This window comes from Streptomyces cellostaticus (assembly GCF_001513965.1).
In the GTDB taxonomy this organism is placed as follows: domain Bacteria; phylum Actinomycetota; class Actinomycetes; order Streptomycetales; family Streptomycetaceae; genus Streptomyces; species Streptomyces cellostaticus.
This window is the reverse complement of sequence record NZ_KQ948029.1, coordinates 14,043-32,330: the sequence shown is the minus strand read 5'-3', so window position 1 is coordinate 32,330 and position 18,288 is coordinate 14,043. Positions and strand designations below refer to the sequence as shown.

General features: G+C 72.8%; 10 protein-coding genes. 6 read left to right on the top strand and 4 right to left on the bottom strand.

The genetic code is table 11. From position 1 onward, the window contains the following. Window positions 1-7,749 (bottom strand): type I polyketide synthase (locus AQI88_RS45185; protein ID WP_159050394.1); only part of this gene is annotated, 7,749 nt, incomplete at its 3' end. Between the two features lie 120 nt (window positions 7,750-7,869). Here AQI88_RS45185 and AQI88_RS46075 point away from each other — a divergent pair. The 5 genes from AQI88_RS46075 (at window position 7,870) to desII (ending at window position 13,322) form a co-directional block, all read left to right on the top strand. Further along, window positions 7,870-8,046 carry a hypothetical protein gene (locus AQI88_RS46075; RefSeq protein ID WP_159050393.1) on the top strand — a complete coding sequence of 59 codons (177 nt, stop codon included), beginning with the start codon at window positions 7,870-7,872 and terminating at the stop codon, window positions 8,044-8,046. Window positions 8,047-8,188: 142 nt separating this feature from the next. Beyond that, window positions 8,189-9,394 (top strand): acyltransferase family protein, encoded by a 1,206-nt coding sequence (locus tag AQI88_RS25935; protein WP_079057800.1) that lies wholly within the window; start codon window positions 8,189-8,191, stop codon window positions 9,392-9,394. Then, window positions 9,391-10,605, top strand: coding sequence for a cytochrome P450 family protein (locus tag AQI88_RS25930; RefSeq protein WP_067003658.1), 1,215 nt, complete (start codon window positions 9,391-9,393; stop codon window positions 10,603-10,605). Before AQI88_RS25935 ends, AQI88_RS25930 begins: the two co-directional genes overlap by 4 nt. A gap of 3 nt (window positions 10,606-10,608) precedes the next feature. Beyond that, complete coding sequence (locus AQI88_RS25925) at window positions 10,609-11,808, top strand: dTDP-4-dehydro-6-deoxyglucose aminotransferase (RefSeq protein WP_067003656.1); 1,200 nt, start codon at window positions 10,609-10,611, stop codon at window positions 11,806-11,808. Then, window positions 11,805-13,322 (top strand): dTDP-4-amino-4,6-dideoxy-D-glucose ammonia-lyase, encoded by a 1,518-nt coding sequence (gene desII / locus AQI88_RS25920; RefSeq protein ID WP_079057812.1) that lies wholly within the window; start codon window positions 11,805-11,807, stop codon window positions 13,320-13,322. Before AQI88_RS25925 ends, desII begins: the two co-directional genes overlap by 4 nt. Before the next feature lie 21 nt (window positions 13,323-13,343). Here desII and AQI88_RS25915 read toward each other — a convergent pair whose 3' ends face one another. Further along, entirely contained in the window at window positions 13,344-14,618 is a 1,275-nt protein-coding gene (locus AQI88_RS25915) for an activator-dependent family glycosyltransferase (protein ID WP_067003652.1), read from the bottom strand. A 157-nt stretch (window positions 14,619-14,775) separates the two neighbouring features. Here AQI88_RS25915 and AQI88_RS25910 point away from each other — a divergent pair, with 157 nt between their 5' ends. Continuing rightward, complete coding sequence (locus AQI88_RS25910; RefSeq protein ID WP_067003650.1) at window positions 14,776-15,753, top strand: NAD-dependent epimerase/dehydratase family protein; 978 nt, start codon at window positions 14,776-14,778, stop codon at window positions 15,751-15,753. Between the two features lie 85 nt (window positions 15,754-15,838). Here AQI88_RS25910 and AQI88_RS25905 read toward each other — a convergent pair whose 3' ends face one another. Together AQI88_RS25905 and AQI88_RS25900 are read right to left on the bottom strand one after the other, a co-directional pair. Next, complete coding sequence (locus AQI88_RS25905; protein ID WP_067003648.1) at window positions 15,839-17,005, bottom strand: acyltransferase family protein; 1,167 nt, start codon at window positions 17,003-17,005, stop codon at window positions 15,839-15,841. Window positions 17,006-17,241: 236 nt separating this feature from the next. Next, the gene (locus AQI88_RS25900; protein ID WP_244184310.1) at window positions 17,242-18,216 is read right to left on the bottom strand and encodes a Gfo/Idh/MocA family protein; all 975 of its coding nucleotides are present in this window, start codon (window positions 18,214-18,216) and stop codon (window positions 17,242-17,244) included. Between the last annotated feature and the right edge of the window lie 72 nt (window positions 18,217-18,288).

Genomic DNA, 18,288 nt, shown 5'->3' with positions numbered 1-18,288 from the left:
CTCCCCGCCACCGGCACCGGTGAGGGTGCGGGGCGCGGGGCGGCCCTCGGCGAGAGCACGCAGGGTGTCGGTGGCGTCCTCGATGTCGCGTACGAGGGCCACGGCCCGCCGGTCGAAGGTCTGCCGTGACCCGGTGAGGGTCCGGGCCACATCCCGCAGCCGCATGTCCTGATGGGCCGTCAAGTGATCGGCCAGCCGGTCGGTCTGGGCGGCGAGCGCGGTGTCCGTGCGCGCCGACAGCACCAGCGGCACGACACCCGCGGCCCCCAGCACACCCACCGAAGCATCGGCGGCCTGCTCCACCGGCGCAGGCTCCTCCACGATCAGATGCGCGTTCGTCCCGCTCACACCGAACGCCGACACCGCCGCCCGGCGCGGACGGCCGCTACGCGGCCACTCCCGCGCCTCCCGCAACACCTCCACGGCACCCGACGACCAGTCCACATGCGGCGACGGCACCTCCGCGTGCAACGTCCTCGGCAGCACCCCGTGCCGCAACGCCAGGACCATCTTGATCACCCCGGCCACCCCGGCCGCCGCCTGCGCATGCCCGATGTTCGACTTCAACGAGCCCAGCCACAAAGGAAGTTGGGGATCACGCCCCTGTCCGTAGGTGGCCAGCAGCGCCTGCGCCTCGATCGGATCGCCCAGCACCGTGCCCGTGCCGTGCCCCTCCACGGCATCCACCTGGTCCGGTGTCAGACGGGCATCGGCGAGCGCCTGCCGGACCACCCGCTGCTGCGAGGGGCCGCTGGGAGCGGACAGACCGTTGCTGGCCCCGTCCTGGTTCACCGCACTGCCCCGCACCACGGCGAGCACCCGATGCCCCTGGCGCCGGGCGTCCGACAGCCGCTCCAGCACCACCAGACCCACGCCCTCGCCCATCCCGAAGCCGTCGGCGTCCTGGGAGTACGCCTTGCAGCGCCCGTCGGCGGCCAGCGCGCCCTGCCGCGAGAACTCGGTGAACACCTCCGGGCCCGCCATCACCGACACACCGCCGGCCACCGCCAGGGAGCACTCGCCGTCCCGCAGCGACCGGGCCGCCAGATGCAGCGCCACCAACGACGACGAACACGCCGTGTCCACCGTCAGCGCGGGACCTTCGAGGCCCAGCGCATACGCAACCCGGCCGGAGGCGACGCTGGCGGTGCTGCCGGTGAGCAGATACCCCTCGACCTCGTCCCGGCCCTCCACCGGTCCGGCCGCATACCCCTGGTGCGACATGCCGACGAACACCCCGGTGTCGCTGCCGCGCAGGGTCTGCGGCCGGATGCCCGCCCGTTCGAACGCCTCCCAGGTGACCTCCAGGACCTGACGCTGCTGCGGGTCCATCGCCAGCGCCTCGCGCGGTGAGATCCCGAAGAACGCCGCGTCGAAGTTCCCCGCGTCGTCGAGGAAGTTGCCCAGGGGGCGGTCGGCACCGGTGCCCAGCACCGCGCGCCGCTCCCAGCCCCGGTCGTCCGGCGCCGCGGCGGCCGCGTCGCGGCCGGCGGCGAGGAACTCCCACAGGTCGTCCGGGGACTTGATGCCGCCGGGGTACCGGCAGGCCATGCCCACGACGGCGATCGCGTCGTCCGCGCGGCGGGTGTCGCCGCCGGCGGGGCGCGGGCCCGGCTCGGGCTCCGCCGCGCCGAAGAGTTCGGCCTCGAGGCGGGAGGCGACGGCCCGGGCGTGCGGGTGGTCGTACACGAGGGTCGTGGGCAGGCGCAGACCGGTCGCGGCCGTGAGCCGGTTGCGCAGTTCCACGGAGGCCAGCGAGTCGAAGCCGAGTTCCAGGAACGCCCGCTCCGGGGAGATCCGTTCCGGGTCCCGGTGTCCGAGCACCGAGGCGGCGTGCTGCCGTACCAGGTCCAGGAGTGCGCGCCCGCGCTCGGCGGCGGGCAGGTCCGCCAGGCCGCCGCCGAGCGGTGTCCCGGCCGTTGCGTGTTCCCGGCGCAGCGCCTCCCGCGCGTCCCGGGCCTCGGGCAGCGCGTCGAACAGCCGGGTGGGCCGCTGCGCGGTGTACGCGAGCAGGAAACGCTCCCACTCGATCCCGATGATCACCGGGCAGACTTCCGCCCGGTCCAGTGCCGTCCGAAGGGCGTCGAGGGCCTCTTCCGGAGCCATCTCGACCACGCCGTGCCGGCGGAAGCGCTCCGCCACGGGGCCCTCCGCCATGCCGCTGCCGGCCCAGGTGCCCCAGGCCACCGAGGTGGCGGGCAGCCCCTCGGCGCGCCGCTGCCGGGCCAGGCCGTCGAGGTAGGCGTTGCCCGGGGCGTAGCAGCCCAGGCCCGGTGCGCCGAACGCGGAGGCGAACGAGGAGAACAGGACGAACGCGGTCAGGGGTGCGTCCGCGGTGAGTTCGTGCAGGTGCCGGGCGCCCAGGGTCTTGGCGCGGCCGGCCTGTTCGATCCGTTCACCGGTCAGGGTGTCGAGGGTGCCGTCGTCCAGCGTGGCCGCGGTGTGGAACACCGAGGTGAGCGGCTGGTCCTCGGGCAGGCTCCGAAGGAGCGAGCGCAGGGCCTCGCGGTCGGTGACGTCGCAGGCCGCGACGGTCACCGCGGAGCCGAGCGCGCGCAGTTCGGCGGCCAGCTCGTCGGCTCCCGGGGCGCCCTGGCCGCTGCGGCTGGTGAGGACGATGTGCGGGGCGCCGCGCCGGGCGAGCCACCGGGCGACATGGCGGCCGATGCCTCCGGTGCCTCCGGTGACCAGCGCCGTACCGGTGGGCTCCCAGGTGTGCGGCGCGGTCCGGGGCCGGGGCGCGGCCCGCTTCCAGCGGCGCACGAACACCTCGGCCGCCCGCAGGGCGACCTGGTCCTCACCGCTGTCGCCGGTCAGCACGCCGGCGAGCGAGCGGGTGATCTCGGCCGTGGAACCGGCGGGTACGTCGATCAAGCCGCCCCAGAGACCGGGGTGTTCGAGGGCGATGACGCGCCCCAGTCCCCACAGGGCCTCCCGTGCGGGGTCGCCCGGGCGCTCGTCGGCCGTGGTGACCTGGACGTCTTCGGTGAGGCACCACAGGGAGCCGTCGAGGCCGGACTCGGCGAGGGCCCGGGCGAGGACGACGGTGGCGCCGAGCGACGGCAGGCCCAGGGGGGTGCCGGTGCCCTCGCCCTTCTCGTCCACGGCCAGCAGGGACAGCACCCCGATCCGGTCCGCACCTTCGGCGGCGTGCCGCAGGTTCTGCGCCAGTTCGGCCGGTGTCGGCGCGGTGGTGATCACGAGGTCGGACACCGTCGCACCGGCCGCTTCGAGGGATGCGCGCGCCGCCTGCGCGGCCGCCTGCGCGGCCCCGTCGTACCGGACGACGAGCCAACTGCGCGGGCCTGCCGCGGAGGGTTGCGGAGCGGTCACCCGCTGCCAGTCGATGCGGTAGCGCAGCGCGTCGGCCGCGTCGTGCTCCGGCCCGCCGGACGCGGTGCCCGCGTCCGGTGCGGGCTCCCACCAGAAGCGCTCCGGCTGGAACGGCGCGGTGGGCAGCAGCACCGGGCGCGCCGGGACGCCGAGGAACACCGACTCCCAGCGCACGGGTACGCCCGCAGCCCACGCGGTGGCCAGGGCGCGGGCGAAGTCCTCCGGTCCCCCGTGACCACGGCGCAGGGTCCCGGCCGTGAGCAGGTCCGCACCGGCTTCGTGCCCGGTCTCCTCGATGGCGGAGGTGAGCACCGGGTGGGCGCTGAGCTCGATGAAGGCCCGGTGGCCCTGTTCCGTGAGCGCCCGTACGGCCGGTTCGAACCGTACGGTCTCCCGGAGGTTGCGGAACCAGTAGGCGCGGTCCAGCGCGGCGGGGTCCGCCCAGTCGCCGGTCACCGTGGAGAAGAAGGGCACGGCGCCGGGCAGCGGCTCGATCTCCCCCAGCTCCTCGTGCAGGGCGGCGCGGGCGTCCTCCATGTACGCGGTGTGCGACGCGTAGTCGACGGGCAGGCGCCTGGCCCGCACGCCCTCCGCGTCGAGGGCGGCGACCAGGTGGTTCAGGTCGTCGTCCGGCCCGGCCACCACCACGGAGCGCGGCCCGTTCAGCGCGGCGGTCTCCAGTCGGCCGTCGTAGCGGCCGAGCCGGCGCGTCAGGTCGGCGGCGGTGGTGGCGACCGCGACCATGCCGCCGTGCCCGCGCAGCCCGGCGATGACACGGCTGCGGACGGCCACCAGCCGGGCCGCGTCGTCGAGGGAGAGGGCGCCGGCGACGCAGGCGGCCGCGATCTCGCCCTGGGAGTGCCCGATCACCGCGGCCGGTTCGACGCCGTGGGCCCGCCACAGTGCCGCCAGCGACACCATCACCGCGAAGAGGACGGGCTGCACCACGTCGACGCGGTCGGTGGAGAGGTCGGTGTCGGGCCGGCCGGCCGCGGCGGCGGCCTCCGCGCGCAGGAAGGGCAGGACGAGGAAGTCCAGGTGCGGCTCCAGGGCCGCGGCGCACTCGTCCATGGTGCGCGCGAAAACCGGTGAGGTGTCGTACAGCTGCACCGCCATGCCCGCCCACTGCCAGCCCTGGCCGGGGAAGACGAAGACGGGCGCGGACTGCGGCCGGGCCGTGTCCACGGCGGCGTCCTCGGTGTCGCCGTCGGCCAGCGCGTCCAGTGCGGCCAGCGCTGCGGCGCGTCCGTCCGGCACGAACGCGGCCCGGTGGCGCGCGGCCGCCCGGGTGGTGGCCAGCGAGAACGCCACGTCCGTGGCGGTGTGTTCGGGCTGCTCGCGCAGGTGCGCGGCGAGGCGGCCGGCCTGGGTGCGCAGCGCGGTCTCGGTGTGCGCCGACACGACCCAGGGCGCGACGACGCGGGCGCGCGGCCGGTCGGGGCCCGCGGCCCGGTCGCCGGACGGGCGGGTGTCCTCGGGCGGGGCCTCGATGACGGCGTGGGCGTTGGTGCCGCTGATACCGAACGACGAGACGCCCGCCCGGCGGGGCCGTGCCGCGTCGGGCCAGGCGACCGGTTCGGTCAGCAGCCGCACCTCGCCCCGGGACCAGTCCACTTCCGTGGAGGGGCGGTCGGCGTGCAGGGTCTGCGGCAGCGTGCCGTGGCGCATCGCGAGCAGCATCTTGATGACGCCCGTCACGCCGGCGGCGGCCTGGGTGTGGCCGATGTTGGATTTCACCGAGCCCAGCCACAGCGGACGGCCGGCGGGGCGGCCCGTCCCGTACGCATCGAGCACGGCCTCGGCCTCGATCGGGTCGCCGAGCCGGGTGCCGGTGCCGTGGGCCTCGACCGCGTCCACGTCGGCCGGGGACAGTCCGGCCTCGGCGAGCGCCTGCCGGATCACCCGGGCCTGGGCCCGGCCGTTGGGCGCGGACAGTCCGTTGCTCGCGCCGTCCTGGTTCACGGCCACCGCGCGGATCAGGCCGAGGACGGGATGGCCCAGGCGCCGGGCGTCGGACAGCCGCTCCAGCAGGAGCACTCCGGCGCCCTCCGCCATCCCGAAGCCGTCGGCGTCGGCGGAGAACGCCTTGCACCGGCCGTCGGGGGCGAGCGCGCCGAGCCTGCTGAAGTCGACGAGCATGCCGGGGGTCGGCATCACCGTCGCGCCGCCGGCCAGGGCGAGGTCCGTCTCTCCCGCGCGCAGGGAGCGGCAGGCGAGCTGGAGGGCCACGAGGGAGGACGAGCAGGCCGTGTCGACGGTGACGGCCGGTCCCTCCAGGCCCAGGGTGTAGGCGATGCGCCCGGAGGCGACGCTGGTGGTGGTGCCGGTCACCAGATAGCCCCCGACGTCCTTGCCGCCGTCCGCGAGGCGCGGGCCGTACTCCTGCGCGATGACGCCGGTGAACACTCCGGTGGGTGTGCCGCGCACCGACTCGGGGGAGATTCCGGCCCGTTCGAGCGCTTCCCAGCTGACCTCCAGCAGGAGCCGCTGCTGCGGGTCCATGGCCAGGGCCTCGCGCGGCGAGATGCCGAAGAAGTCCGCGTCGAAGCCGGTGGCGTCGTGCAGGAAGCCGCCGGAGCGCTGCCGCACGGTGCCGGTGCGAGCCGGGTCGGGGTGGAAGAGCGTGTCCAGGTCCCAGCCGCGGTCCGTGGGAAGGCCGGTCACGGCGTCGTGCCCGCCCGCGAGCAGTTCCCAGAACTGCTCGGGGGTGCGCACGCCGCCGGGCAGCCGTACGGCCATGGCGACGACCGCGATCGGCTCGTCGTCCGCGCGGCCGGCTCCGGTCTCCCGCTGCCCGGGGTCCGGATCCGCGCCCGGGCCGCCGGCCTCCACGCGCGGGCGCAGCAGGTCGTACAGGGCGTCGGTGAGGGCCTGTGGGGTGGGGTGGTCGAAGAGGGTGGCGATGCCGATGTCCCGGCCGAGGGCCGTCGCGAGGCGGTCCCGCAGCTGCACCGCGAGGACGGAGTCGAGCCCGAGTTCGGCGAAGGTGAGCGAGCCGTCCGCGGCTTCGGCCCCGGTGCCGGTGACGGCGGCGGTCTCGGTGTGTACGAGGCGCGCCAGTCGCTGCCGTATCTCGTGGTCCGGCGTTCCCGGGGGGAAGAGTCCCGGCCGGGAGGGTTCGGCGGCCGGTGCGCCCAGCTCCGGTCCGGCGGACAAAAGCTCCGGCAGGTCGGCTTCGAGGGTCGGCTCGACCCCGGGGAAGGCGGCTGTCCAGTCGACCTCCACCCCGTGGGTGTACGCCTCCGCGGCCGCGGTCAGGAAGCGCCGCAGCCCGCCCTGGCCGCGTTGCAGCGTGGCGAGCACCGGGCGGCTCACGCCTGCCGCGTCGAGTGTCTGGCGCACGGCGGCCGCGAGGACGGGGTGCGGGCTGAGTTCGACGAACACGCCCGCCCGGTCGTCGGCGCAGGCCCGCACCGAGCGCTCGAACTCCACGCGGCCCCGGAAGTTCTCGTACCAGTAGTCCGCCGTCAGTTCGCGGGTGTCGAGGGGGGCGCCGGTGAGGCTGGAGTAGAAGGGAACGGCGCCTGCGCCCGGTGTGAACCAGTCGAGCGCCGCACGCAGTCCGCCCGCGACCTCGTCCATCTGCGGGGAGTGCGCGGCCATCGACACGCCGATCACCTGGGCGCGGACCCCTTCGGCGGTCAGCTCCGCCACACAGCGCCCGATCGGGTCCGTGGCTCCGGCCAGCAGCACCGAGCGGGGGCCGTTGATGCCGGCCAGGACGAGGTCCGGACCCCAGGAGGCCAGCCGGGGGGCGATCTCGTCAGCGGGCAGCGCCACCGACGCCATGTCTCCCTTGCCGACCAGGGGCATGAGTTCCCTGCTCCACAGCGCCACCGCCCGGGCGCCGTCCTCGATGCCGACGCTGCCGGCGGCGTGGGCGGCGGCGAGGTCGCCCATGCTGTGTCCCACCACGGCGTCGGGCTCGACGCCGAAGGAGCGCCACAGCTCGGTGAGGGCGGCGCCCACCGCGTAGAGGGCGGGCTGTACGACCTCGACCCGCGGCGGGGCGCCCGCCGCGGCCGCGGTGTCGAGGGCTTCGGTCAGGGACCAGCCGGACTCGGCGGCGAAGACCTCTGCGCACCGTGCGATGGCGTCCGCGAACACGGCGGACTCGCCCACGAGTTCCTTGGCCATCCCCGGCCACTGGGAGCCCTGGCCCGGGTAGACGAAGGTGACGGGTGCCGTGGCGGCGGCCGTTCCCCGGGTGACCGTGACATGCGGCAGGCCGTCGGCGACCGCGGCCAGGCCGTCGAGGAGTTCCTCACGGGAGGCGCCGACGATCACCGCTCGCTGCGGCAGGCGCCGGTCCTGGCGGGCCAGCGCGGCCCCGAACGCGTCGGCGCCGATGTCCGGACGGGCGTGGAGGTGGCCCAGCAGCTGGCGCGCCCGGGCTCGCAGCGCACCGTCGTCCACTCCGGACAGAACCCACGGCCGGGCCGCCCCTGTGGCAGCTGCGGAAGCGTTCTTACCCTGAAGGGAACTGCCTTTCACACCTGACTCCTAGTCGTCCGCGCGTCACCAGGGAGCGGGCCTGTGCAAAACATGGCCTACGGAAATTCCGACCACCTCGACCGCGACCCGGCCGACGTGCTGCGCAAGCCGCAGAAAAGAACATTCGCCCCCGCGAGCCATAAACGATCGACTACCTTTGATCAGGGGCCATTTGAACGTACACCCATGGCCATCACGAGCCAATTGAATCTCACTTGACCGATCCGCCGCATTTTGCAGAACGGCATCGATCCTCGAGCTTCCCTTTAGCCGGATTCAACTGACCTGCAGAAAGATTCCCCCCACCGGAATCCGAGCAGCTTTCCCGGACAGCGGCAACCAAGAGAAAGGCCGGTGAGCCTTGCTACCCGCGGACACATCTCCCAAGCTTTCCCCGAGTCAGGCCGACCGGCTGCCGTCGCTGACCGGGCTGCGGTTCTTCGCCGCTTTTCTGGTGTTCCTCTGCCATGCGTTGAGTCAGTTCAACCCGCAGACCGACGCCGCCTCGCGGAACCTGGCCTACTTCCTGCTGCCGGCCGGACCGGTCGGGGTCTCCTTCTTCTTCGTCCTCAGCGGGTTCGTCCTGACCTACGCGGCGCGGCCGGGTGACACCGTCCGGGGCTTCTGGCGACGGCGGCTGGTGAAGATCTACCCCAGCCATGTCGTGACGTGGTCGGCCGGTCTCGTCCTGGCCCTCACCACCGGCACCGTGTCCGTGGGGACGACCGTCGCCGCCCTCTTCCTCGTGCAGGCGTGGGCGCCCCACATGATCCTCACCGCCACGGTCAACCCGATCTCATGGACGCTCGCCTGCGAGCTGTTCTTCTACCTGCTGTTCCCGTTCCTGTTCCGGGCGCTGCGCCGACTGCCGAGCCGCCGGCTGTGGCCGGCCGCGGGCCTGGTGACCGCCCTGATCATGGCCGTTCCCCAGCTGGCCGTTCTGCTGCCCGGCAAGCCCATGCCCCTGGCGGGCTGGACCCTCACGCAGTTCTGGGTCGTCTACACGGCGCCCCCCGTGCGCCTCCTGGAGTTCGCGCTGGGCATCGTGCTCGCCCTCCTCGTCCAGAACGGGATGTGGCCCGTCGTCAGCGTCCGGCTCGCCGCCGCCCTGTGCGTCGTCGGCTACGCGGTGGCCGGGATCACCACGATGGTCACCAAGCTGCCCCACCTGTGGGCGATGGCGAGCGCGACCGTCATCCCGCTGGCCGTGCTCATCGCCTCGGCCGCCTCCCGGGACCGGCAGAACCTCCCCTCCCTGGCACGCCATCCACGCCTGGTACGGCTCGGCGAACTCTCCTTCGCCTTCTACCTCGTGCACCACATGATCCTGACGGCCTGCTTCACCGCGGTGCTGCCGGACGACTTCCGGCCGGGCCTGCTCGCGCTGACCGGCCTGGCGGTGGTGCTGTTCTTCGTCTGCTGGGCCGCCGCCTGGCTCCTGCACACCGCGGTCGAGATGCCCGCCATGCGCCGCTGGAGCCGCCCTTCGGCAGCTGTCCGCGTGCATCACGAGCCGCCCCGCGTTCCCGGGCGATCCGAATCCCTCACTGGTGAAAGGACACCATGAACCAGCCGCAACTGCCCGAGGTTCTGGACCTGAGCAGCGAGCTCTTCCACACCGACCAGTACGCGACCTACCGGGACATTCTCGAGCAGCGTCCGGTCACCAAGGTGCGCTTCTACGACGGCTCCTTCGTCTGGCTCGTGAACCGCTACGAGGACGTACGGGCCGCGCTGAGCGACCCCCGGCTCAGCAACGACCCCACGAAGCAGTCGGACATCGACCTCTCGGCGGCCACGGGTATACCGGCCGACCTGATCGAGTACTTCCAGCGGAACATGTTCCGCAGCGACGAGCCGGACCACGGCCGGCTGCGCAAGCTCGTCTCCCGGGAATTCACCATGCGGCGCATCAACGCGCTGCGGCCGCGGATCCAGGAGATCGCCGAGGACCTGCTGGAGAAGTTCGCCGCCACCGGCGGCGGGGACCTGGTGAGCGCGCTCGCCCGCCCGCTCCCGCTCACCGTCATGTGCGAACTGCTCGGCGTGCCCGAGGAGGACCGCGCGGACTTCCAGACCTGGTCCCAGCACGTCGTCGAGAGCGACCCGGCGTTCGCCGAGCGCAACGCCGTCTCCTACCGCAGCCTCTTCGAGTGCGTCCGGTCCCTGGTCCGCCGCCGGCGCGAGGAGCCGGGCGACGACCTGCTGTCGGCCCTGGTCGACCTGCGCGACTCCGGGGACCGCCTCTCCGAGGCCGAACTGATCTCGACGGTGTTCCTCCTGCTCGTCGCCGGGATCGAGACCACGGTGAACGTGCTCGGCACGGGGGCCTTCCTCCTGCTGACCCACCCCGACCAGCTCGCCCGGCTCCGCACGGACGACGCCCTGACGGGGCCCGCCGTGGAGGAGATCCTGCGCTACATGGCGCCGATCGAGATGACGAGCCGGCACACCCTGGAGCCCGTCGAGATCGGCGGGGTGTCCATCGACGCGCAGAGCACGGTCCTGATCAACCTGGCCGCCGCCAACCGCGATCCGGCCCGGTTCGAGGACCCGCAGTCCTTCCGGGTCGACCGGAACGACGGCAGCCATCTCACCTTCGGCCATGGCATCCACTACTGCCTCGGCGCCGCGCTGGCCCGGGCGGAGGCGGAGATCGCCTTCGACGTCCTGCTGAAGCGTTTCCCGACACTGGAACTGGCGGTTCCCGACTCCGAGTTGACATGGCGTCATGTCTTCATGCGGGGTCCGGTCGAGCTGCCCGTCTCCTGGCGGTGAGCGATGAAGCGTGCCCTCACCGATCTCGCGGTCTTCGGCGGTCCGGCGGCATTCCTGCGCCCGCTCCTGGTGGGCATGCCCACCGTCGGCGACCGGGCACGGTTCCTCGCCCGCCTCGAATGGGCCCTGGACAACGAATGGCTGACCAACGGCGGCCCGCTCGCCACTGAGCTGGAGGGCCGTATCGCCGACATCACCGGCGTGCGGTACTGCGTCGCCACCTGCAACGCCACCGCGGCGCTCCAACTGGTGCTGCGGGCCTCGGGCGTCACCGGACAGGTCATCATGCCCTCGCTGACCTTCGCGGCCACTCCCCACTCGGCGAGCTGGATCGGTCTCGAGCCGGTGTTCTGCGATGTCGACCCGGTCACCGGCTGCCTCGACCCGGCGCGGGTCGCCGAGCTCATCACCCCCGCCACCGGAGCCATCGTCGGCGTACACCTGTGGGGCCGGGCGGCACCGGTGACCGAGCTGGAGAAGCTGGCCGCGGAACACGGGGTGAAACTGTTCTTCGACGCGGCGCACGCCTTCGGCTGCACCTCCGGCGACCGGCCCATCGGCGGCTTCGGCAACGCGGAGGTGTTCAGCTTCCACGCCACCAAGACGGTCATGTCCTTCGAGGGCGGCGCGGTGACCACCGACGACGGCGAGCTCGCCGAACAGCTCGTGGCCCTGCGCAGCTTCGGCATCGACCGGAACAAGTCCGTGACCGCCGTCGGCATGAACGCCAAGATGAGCGAGTGCTCGGCCGCCATGGGCCTGACCTCCCTCGACGCCTTCGGCGAGACCCGCGAGCGCAACCGCGAGAACCACGCCCTCTACCGGTCGGAACTGAGCGGGGTCCCCGGCATCGAGGTGCTGCCCTTCGACGAGAGCGAGCGCAACAACCACCAGTACGTGATCCTGCTGACGGACCACGCCGTCACCGGTCTGCACCGCGACCGGCTGCAGACGCTGCTGCAGGCCGAGAAGGTCTTCCCCCAGCTGTACTTCTCGCCCCCCTGCCACCTGATGCCCGCCTACCGGACCGATCCCCCGCTGCGGCTCGAGCACACCGAGCGCCTGTCCGAGCGGGTGCTCGCGCTTCCCACCGGACCGTCGGTGTCCTTCGAGGACATCCGCCGGGTGAGCAGCATCATCCGGCTCGCCGCGGAGCGCGGCGAGCAGATCGACGCGATGTGGGCCGGGGCAGTGCCCGCATGAGCGCCATCCGTCAACAGCCCGACCCGGAGGTAACAGTTCTCGTGGACACCGCCCAAGCGGAAGCGCCCGCGCAGGCGATCGAAGACGTGGCACGCCCCGGCAGTGACCGTGCCGCGGCGATCCGCGCACTGCGCACCCGTCTGTCACTCCTCGGCGACACCGGCGAGGGGGCCCTGGAACGGGCGGAGCACCTCGTCGGCCTGGCCGAGCGGTTCGGCTCCCATCCGTTCACCCCCCTGGAGCAGGCCCGGCGGCTGCTGGGCGTGGACCGGGCGGCCTTCGCCGCAACTCTCGACCTCTTCGGCCGCATACCCGAGCTCGCAACGGCCGTCCAGCGGGCGCCGGAGGGGAAGTACTGGACCAACACCATCCTTCCGCTGGAACGCACGGGCGCGCTCGACGCGGTGGTGCACGGGCGTCCGGCCTTCCCCTACAGCGTGGGCCTGTACCCGGGGCCGACCTGCATGTTCCGCTGCCACTTCTGTGTCCGTGTCACCGGTGCGCGCTACGACGCCTCCGTCCTGGACGAGGGCAACGCCATGTTCGCCTCCGTCATCGACGAGGTACCCGACACGCAGCCCTCGACGGTCTACTTCTCCGGCGGGCTCGAACCGCTCACCAACCCGGGGCTCGGCGAACTGGCGGCGCGCGGCGGCCGGCGCGGACTCGACATGACGCTGTACACCAACGCCTTCGCGCTCACCGACAGGACGCTGGAGCGCCAGCCGGGACTGTGGTCGCTGCACGCGATCCGTACCTCGCTGTACGGCCTGAACGACACCGAGTACGAAGCCACCACGACCAAACCGCGCGCCTTCAGGCGGGTCAAGGAGAACCTGGGTTCCTTCATGGCCGAGCGGGCCGCACGGCAGGCCCCGCTGCGGCTCGGCCTCAACTACATCGTCCTGCCCGGCAGGGCCGATCGGCTCATGGACCTGGTGGACTTCGTGGCCGAGCTGAACGAGCACTCCCCCGGCCGTCCCCTGGACTTCGTGACGGTGCGCGAGGACTACAGCGGCCGTGACGACGGCCGGCTGGCGGCCGACGAGCGCACCCAACTGCGCGACGCGCTGCGGGACTTCACCGCCTACGCAGCGGAGCGCACCCCCGCGCTGAACATCGATCTCGGGTACGCGCTGGAGAGCCTGCGCGCCGGGGTGGACGCCGAACTGCTGCGCATTACCCCGCAGACCATGCGCGGCGCGGCGCATCCGCAGGTCGCGGTGCAGGTCGACCTCCTGGGCGATGTCTACCTCTACCGCGAGTCGGGGTTCCCCGAACTCGAGGGCGCGCGCCGCTACATCGCCGGACGCGTCACCCCGACCAGGAGCCTGCACGACGTGGTCCGCGAGTTCGTCGAGAGGAATCCGCACATCGAGCCGCGGCCCGGCGACGAGTACTTCCTCGACGGTTTCGACCAGGTCGTGACCGCCCGGCTCAACCAGCTGGAACAGGACATCGCCGACGGCTGGGCGGCGCACCGGGGCCTGCTGGGCACGGGCGGCACGGCGTGAGCGCACCGCCCGGCCCCGGGCTCAGCCGGCGGCCGCCACCGTGCCGACGCCCCGGTGACCTGCGGTGATTTCCTCCAGGACGGTCACCACGTCCCGGGGGCTGGGCTCGGCGCGGACCTCGTCCCGCAGCCGGCGGGCCTGGTCGAGGAACGAGGGTTCGGCGAGTACCCGGGCCACGCTGTCGCGGAGTTCCTCGGCCGTCACCTCGCCCTCCCTCAGGTACAGGCCCGCGCCCGCGGCCGCCGTCTGCTGCGCCCGCAGGACGGTGTCCCACACGAACGGCACCATGACCTGCGGCACCCCGTGATACAGGGCCGTCGACCAGGTGCCGAAGCCGCCGTGGTGAATCACCGCCGAACAGTCCTCCAGCAGGACGTCCAGGGGGGCGAAGCCGACGGCCCGGACGTTCTCCGGCAAGGGGCCGGCCTCCTGGAGAGCGGCGGCGTCGGCGGTGACGACGATCTCCGCGTCGACCTCCGCGAGGACCTGGAGGTAGCGGTGGAAGACCGCCGGGTCGGCGGTGAAGCTGGTCCCGGTGGACCCCGTCGTCAGGCACACCCGCCGCCGGGTCCCGGCCGTCTTCAGCCAGTCCGGGACGACGGCGGCGCCGTTGTAGGGCACGTAACGCAGGGGCACCGTCGGCAGCGACAGGTCGAGCCGGAAACGCTCGGGCAGCATGTCGACGGTCCACTGGCCGACCACCAGCTCCTCGTCGTAGGACACCCCGTACCGTCCGGCGGCGTCGGTCAGCCAGTCCCGCAGCGGGTCGGGGCGCTCGCCGGCGGGCCGCTCGCCGAGCCGCTCGACGAATGCCCGGCGGAAGTAGGCGTTCAGGTCGCTCGCGCCCAGAACCCGGGCGTGGGCGGCGCCGCACGCCCGGGCGGCGATCGCTCCGGCGAACGTGTACGGCTCCCACAGCACCAGGTCCGGCTGCCAATGACGGGCGTACTCGACGAGCCCTTCGACGAAAGAGTCGTCGTTGATCACCGAGTAGAAATAGGGAACGGACAAGTCGAACAGATTGAACAGATAGTCCCAGTCGAACCCTTCCGGGCGGGACAGGTCGATGTTCGCGGAGTACTTCTGGAGTTCCGCGCCCTTCTCCTGCATCGCCTCGAGCAGCCGGTGATCCGCCCCCACCGGTACGGCGGTGAGCCCGGCACCGGTGATCGTGTCCGCGAATCCGGGCTGACTGGCCACGCGCACGTCATGCCCCGCGGCACGCAAGGCCCCCGCGAGAGGCACGAGGCCATGGAAATGCGAGGTGTGCGCGAACGCCGGGATGAGCACACGCATGGACAACTCCCTCAGACTCGATATCCATTGACGGACAGTTGACGATTCTGTCGCCGCGCCCGGCCCCTGCACACGCGTGCCGATCTCCCCTGGATCCGGGGACGAGCAGTCCTTGAGGGCGCGTGGCGGCAGCACGCCACGAAAAGAGGCAACAGCAATGGCCGGTCCCCTTTCCTCCGGCACCGGGCGGGACACCTCCCGCCCTCCCCTGGTCGTCGTCCTGGGCGCCTCCGGGTACATCGGTTCCGCCGTGGTGCGGGAGCTCTCCCGCCGTCGGATCCGGCTGCGCGCGGTGGCGCGCGGCCCCTTCGCCGTGCCGGCCGGCGGCCGGGCGGTGACGGAGGTGATGCGGGCCGACCTCACCGAGGAGGGCGCCGTCGCCGACGCGGTCAGCGGCGCCGACGCGGTCATCCACCTGGTCGCCCGTATGGCGGGCCAGGGCTCGTGGCGGTCCGCGGCCTCGGACCCGGAGACGGAGCGGGTGAACGTGGACCTGGTGCGTGAGGTGATCGCGCGGTGCGCCGCGGCACCCGGCGCAGGGCCCGGCCCGACCGTCGTCCTGGCCGGCACCAACCAGACGACGGACAGCGGCCCCCAGCGCAGCGCCTACGCCCGGCAGAAGGCCGCCGCCGAGCGGCACCTGCTCGACGCCGCGGCCCGCGGCACCGTCCGTGGCATCGCGCTGCGCCTGCCCACCACCGTCGGCAGCGACGCCGGCGTGACACCCGCGATGGCCGACCGGGCCCTGTCCGGCGAGGCCCTCACCCTGTGGCACGACGGCACCATGCGGCGCGAATTCCTCGACGTGAGTGACGCGGCCCGCGCCTTCACCACCGCGCTGGACCACGCGGCGGACCTGAACGGCCGGGCCTGCGCGGTGGGCGGGCACGTCGTCGCACTCGGCGATCTGTTCCGGGCCATCGCCGACAGCGCGGCCCGCCACACCGGACGGCCGCCCGTTCCGGTGCTGTCGGTGGATCCCCCCGACTACGCCGAGACCGGCGACTTCCGCGACCTCGACATCGACTCCTCGGATTTCCGGAACGTGACCGGGTGGGAGCCCGGGGTTCCCCTGCGCCGGGCCGTCGACGACGTCGTCTCGGCCGTGGCCCGGCGCCGGGCACTGGCGCACTGACCGGCCGGCCGTCGAGCGGCTCAGCCCGGACCGGGCCGCCGCGCGGCAGGCGCGGCGACCCGGTCGCGGGTTGCGGTCAGGTGAGTCAGGTCCACAGGAGGAGGCCGGCGGCCGTCAGGCAGACCGTGGCCAGGCCGGCCGCCATGGCGACGAAGGTCAGCCGGGCGCTGCCCGCCAGGAGGGGCCAGGTACGGATCGGGTCTTCGACCAGGCGCTTCGATGCGTACGCCAGCAGCAGTGCCGCCGCCACGATGCCCAGGCGCACCGGGGAGGTGAGGACTCCTCCGGATACGGCCAGTGGCGCCAGCATGAGCAGCGGCCAGTGCCACAGATACAGCGAGTAGCTGATGTCGCCGAGGAGTTGTACGGGCTTCGACGAGGTCAGCACGGTGTGCCATTGCCGCCCCGGGCTGGTGCCGCCGGCGATGACCAGGGCAGCGCCCAGGGTCGGTATCAGCGCGGCGGAGCCGGGGTAGGGCGTCAGGCCGGTGAGGTGGACTGCCGAGCCCACGATCGCGGCGAAACCGAGCAGTGAGGCTGCGTTGGCCGCGATGGTGGGCAGGGTGAACCTCGCCCCGACCAGCGCGACCACTGCGCCGATCACGAACTCCCATACACGGACCGGTGTGATGAAGTACGCCGAGACGGGGTCAGCCGTGGTGAGGTGGATGCACCAGACCAGTGAGGCGAGCCCCAGGCCTGTGATGCTCGCGAGGCGCGCCCAGGGTGCCCGCAGCTTGAACAGCAGCAGGAGGAGCAGCGGCCAGCACAGGTAGAACTGCTCCTCGACCGACAGGGACCAGTAACTCGCCACCGCGGTGACCTTGGTGACGTCGATGGGATGCGCGCCGAGCAGCCAGTTCTGCACGTACAGAGCGCTGGCCATCACCTGGTCGGCGTTGTCGGCCCAGCGGTCGCGCGGGACGAGGGCGCGCACGGCGACGACGACGCTGATCAGCACCAGGAAGGCGGCGGGCAGCAGGCGGCGTACGCGTCGTGCGTAGAAGTCCGCGATCCGGACGCGGCCGGTGCTGTCGATCTCGCGGATCAGCTGGGTGCTGATGAGGTAACCGGAGATGACGAAGAAGACGTCGACACCGACGAAGCCGCCGGTGAGCTGGGTCGGCCACACGTGGGTGAAGACGACGAGTCCCACGGCCAGGGCGCGCAGCGCCTGGATGTCGGGGCGGAAGCCGGTTGTTGCGGGGAGGGTGGCGCGGGGTCTTTCGAGTGTCGTCTGCGGACTCGGCATGGCGCTCCTAGGGCACTAGGCGTGGGTGATCGTGCGGGAGCGGACCAGCGGCCTTTGTCTCCTGGTCACGCACCAGTACGTCATGCGTGGGGGCCTAGGGCGCGGGTGACGCTGCTGGGCCGATCGCCACCATGGCTCGCGCGGCTCGAGAACGGTTCGAGAGCGCCTTCATCGGCACATGAGCGGCGGCCTCGCCCACTGCTTTGGGGATGCGCGCACGAGGACGGGCCGGTACCTCAGTCGCCGCGCCGCGCGACGGCGTACGACTCCTCGACCAGCCGGGCCTGGTCCGCCAGTGCCCGGCCGGTGAGCGGGGACGGGGCGCCCGAACGGATGCCCTCGACGAAGGCCGTCACCACGGAGCTGAACTGCTCGTGCGGGGGCACGGGGAACTCCTCGCTCGATCCGTCCCGTTCGAGGTGGACGACCGCGGTGTGGTCCGCGGGCGGCGTGTAGGCCCTGGGCACGATGATGCGCCCCCTGGAGCCGGTGAGCTCGTACCGGCAGCGGTAGGCGTGCTCCAGTCCGAAGCCGAGGTGCGCCACCGCACCGTCGGGTGCCGTGAGCAGCGCCGCCCCGCCGGTGTCGACACCGGTGTGCGGGTCCTGCTTCAGGTACGCGCCGGCCACTTCGAGGCCGGGGCCGAAGTAGCGCAAGGCCGTGCGCAGCGGATAGACGCCGATGCCGGTGAGCGCGCCGCCGCCCAGGTCACGGCGGTGGCGGATGTCGTCCGCCGGCTTGCCGGGGATGGTGAACTCGGCCGTCAGGGAACGGAGTTCCCCGATCCGTCCGGCGGCGAGCAGGTCATCGACCACCTGGTGCTGGGGGTGGCAGAGGAACATGTAGTTCTCGAACAGTGCCCGGCCGCGGGCACGGGCGAGTTCGTACAGCTCCGAGGCCTGCCGTGCGGTGACAGTCAGCGGTTTCTCGCTCAGGACGTGCTTGTCCGCCTCCAGTGCCCGCCGGGTCCAGTCGGCGTTGAGCGCGGGTGGCAGCGGGACGTAGACGGCGTCGACGTCGGACCGGTCGAGCACGGCTTCGTAACCGGTCACCGGTGCACCGCCGAACCGCCGGGCGAACGCCGCCGCCTTGGCCGCGTCCCGGCTCCCGATCGCGACCACCTCGACGCAGGGATGGCCCGCGAGTACGGGCAGCATGCGCCGCCAGGCGATGTCCGCGCAGCCCAGCACGCCCATCCGCACCCTGTCCACGGCCGCCCTCCTCGTTCCTTGCCGCTCGCTCCGTCATGTGGACACAGGGCCGCTCGCCCCGTCATGTGACAC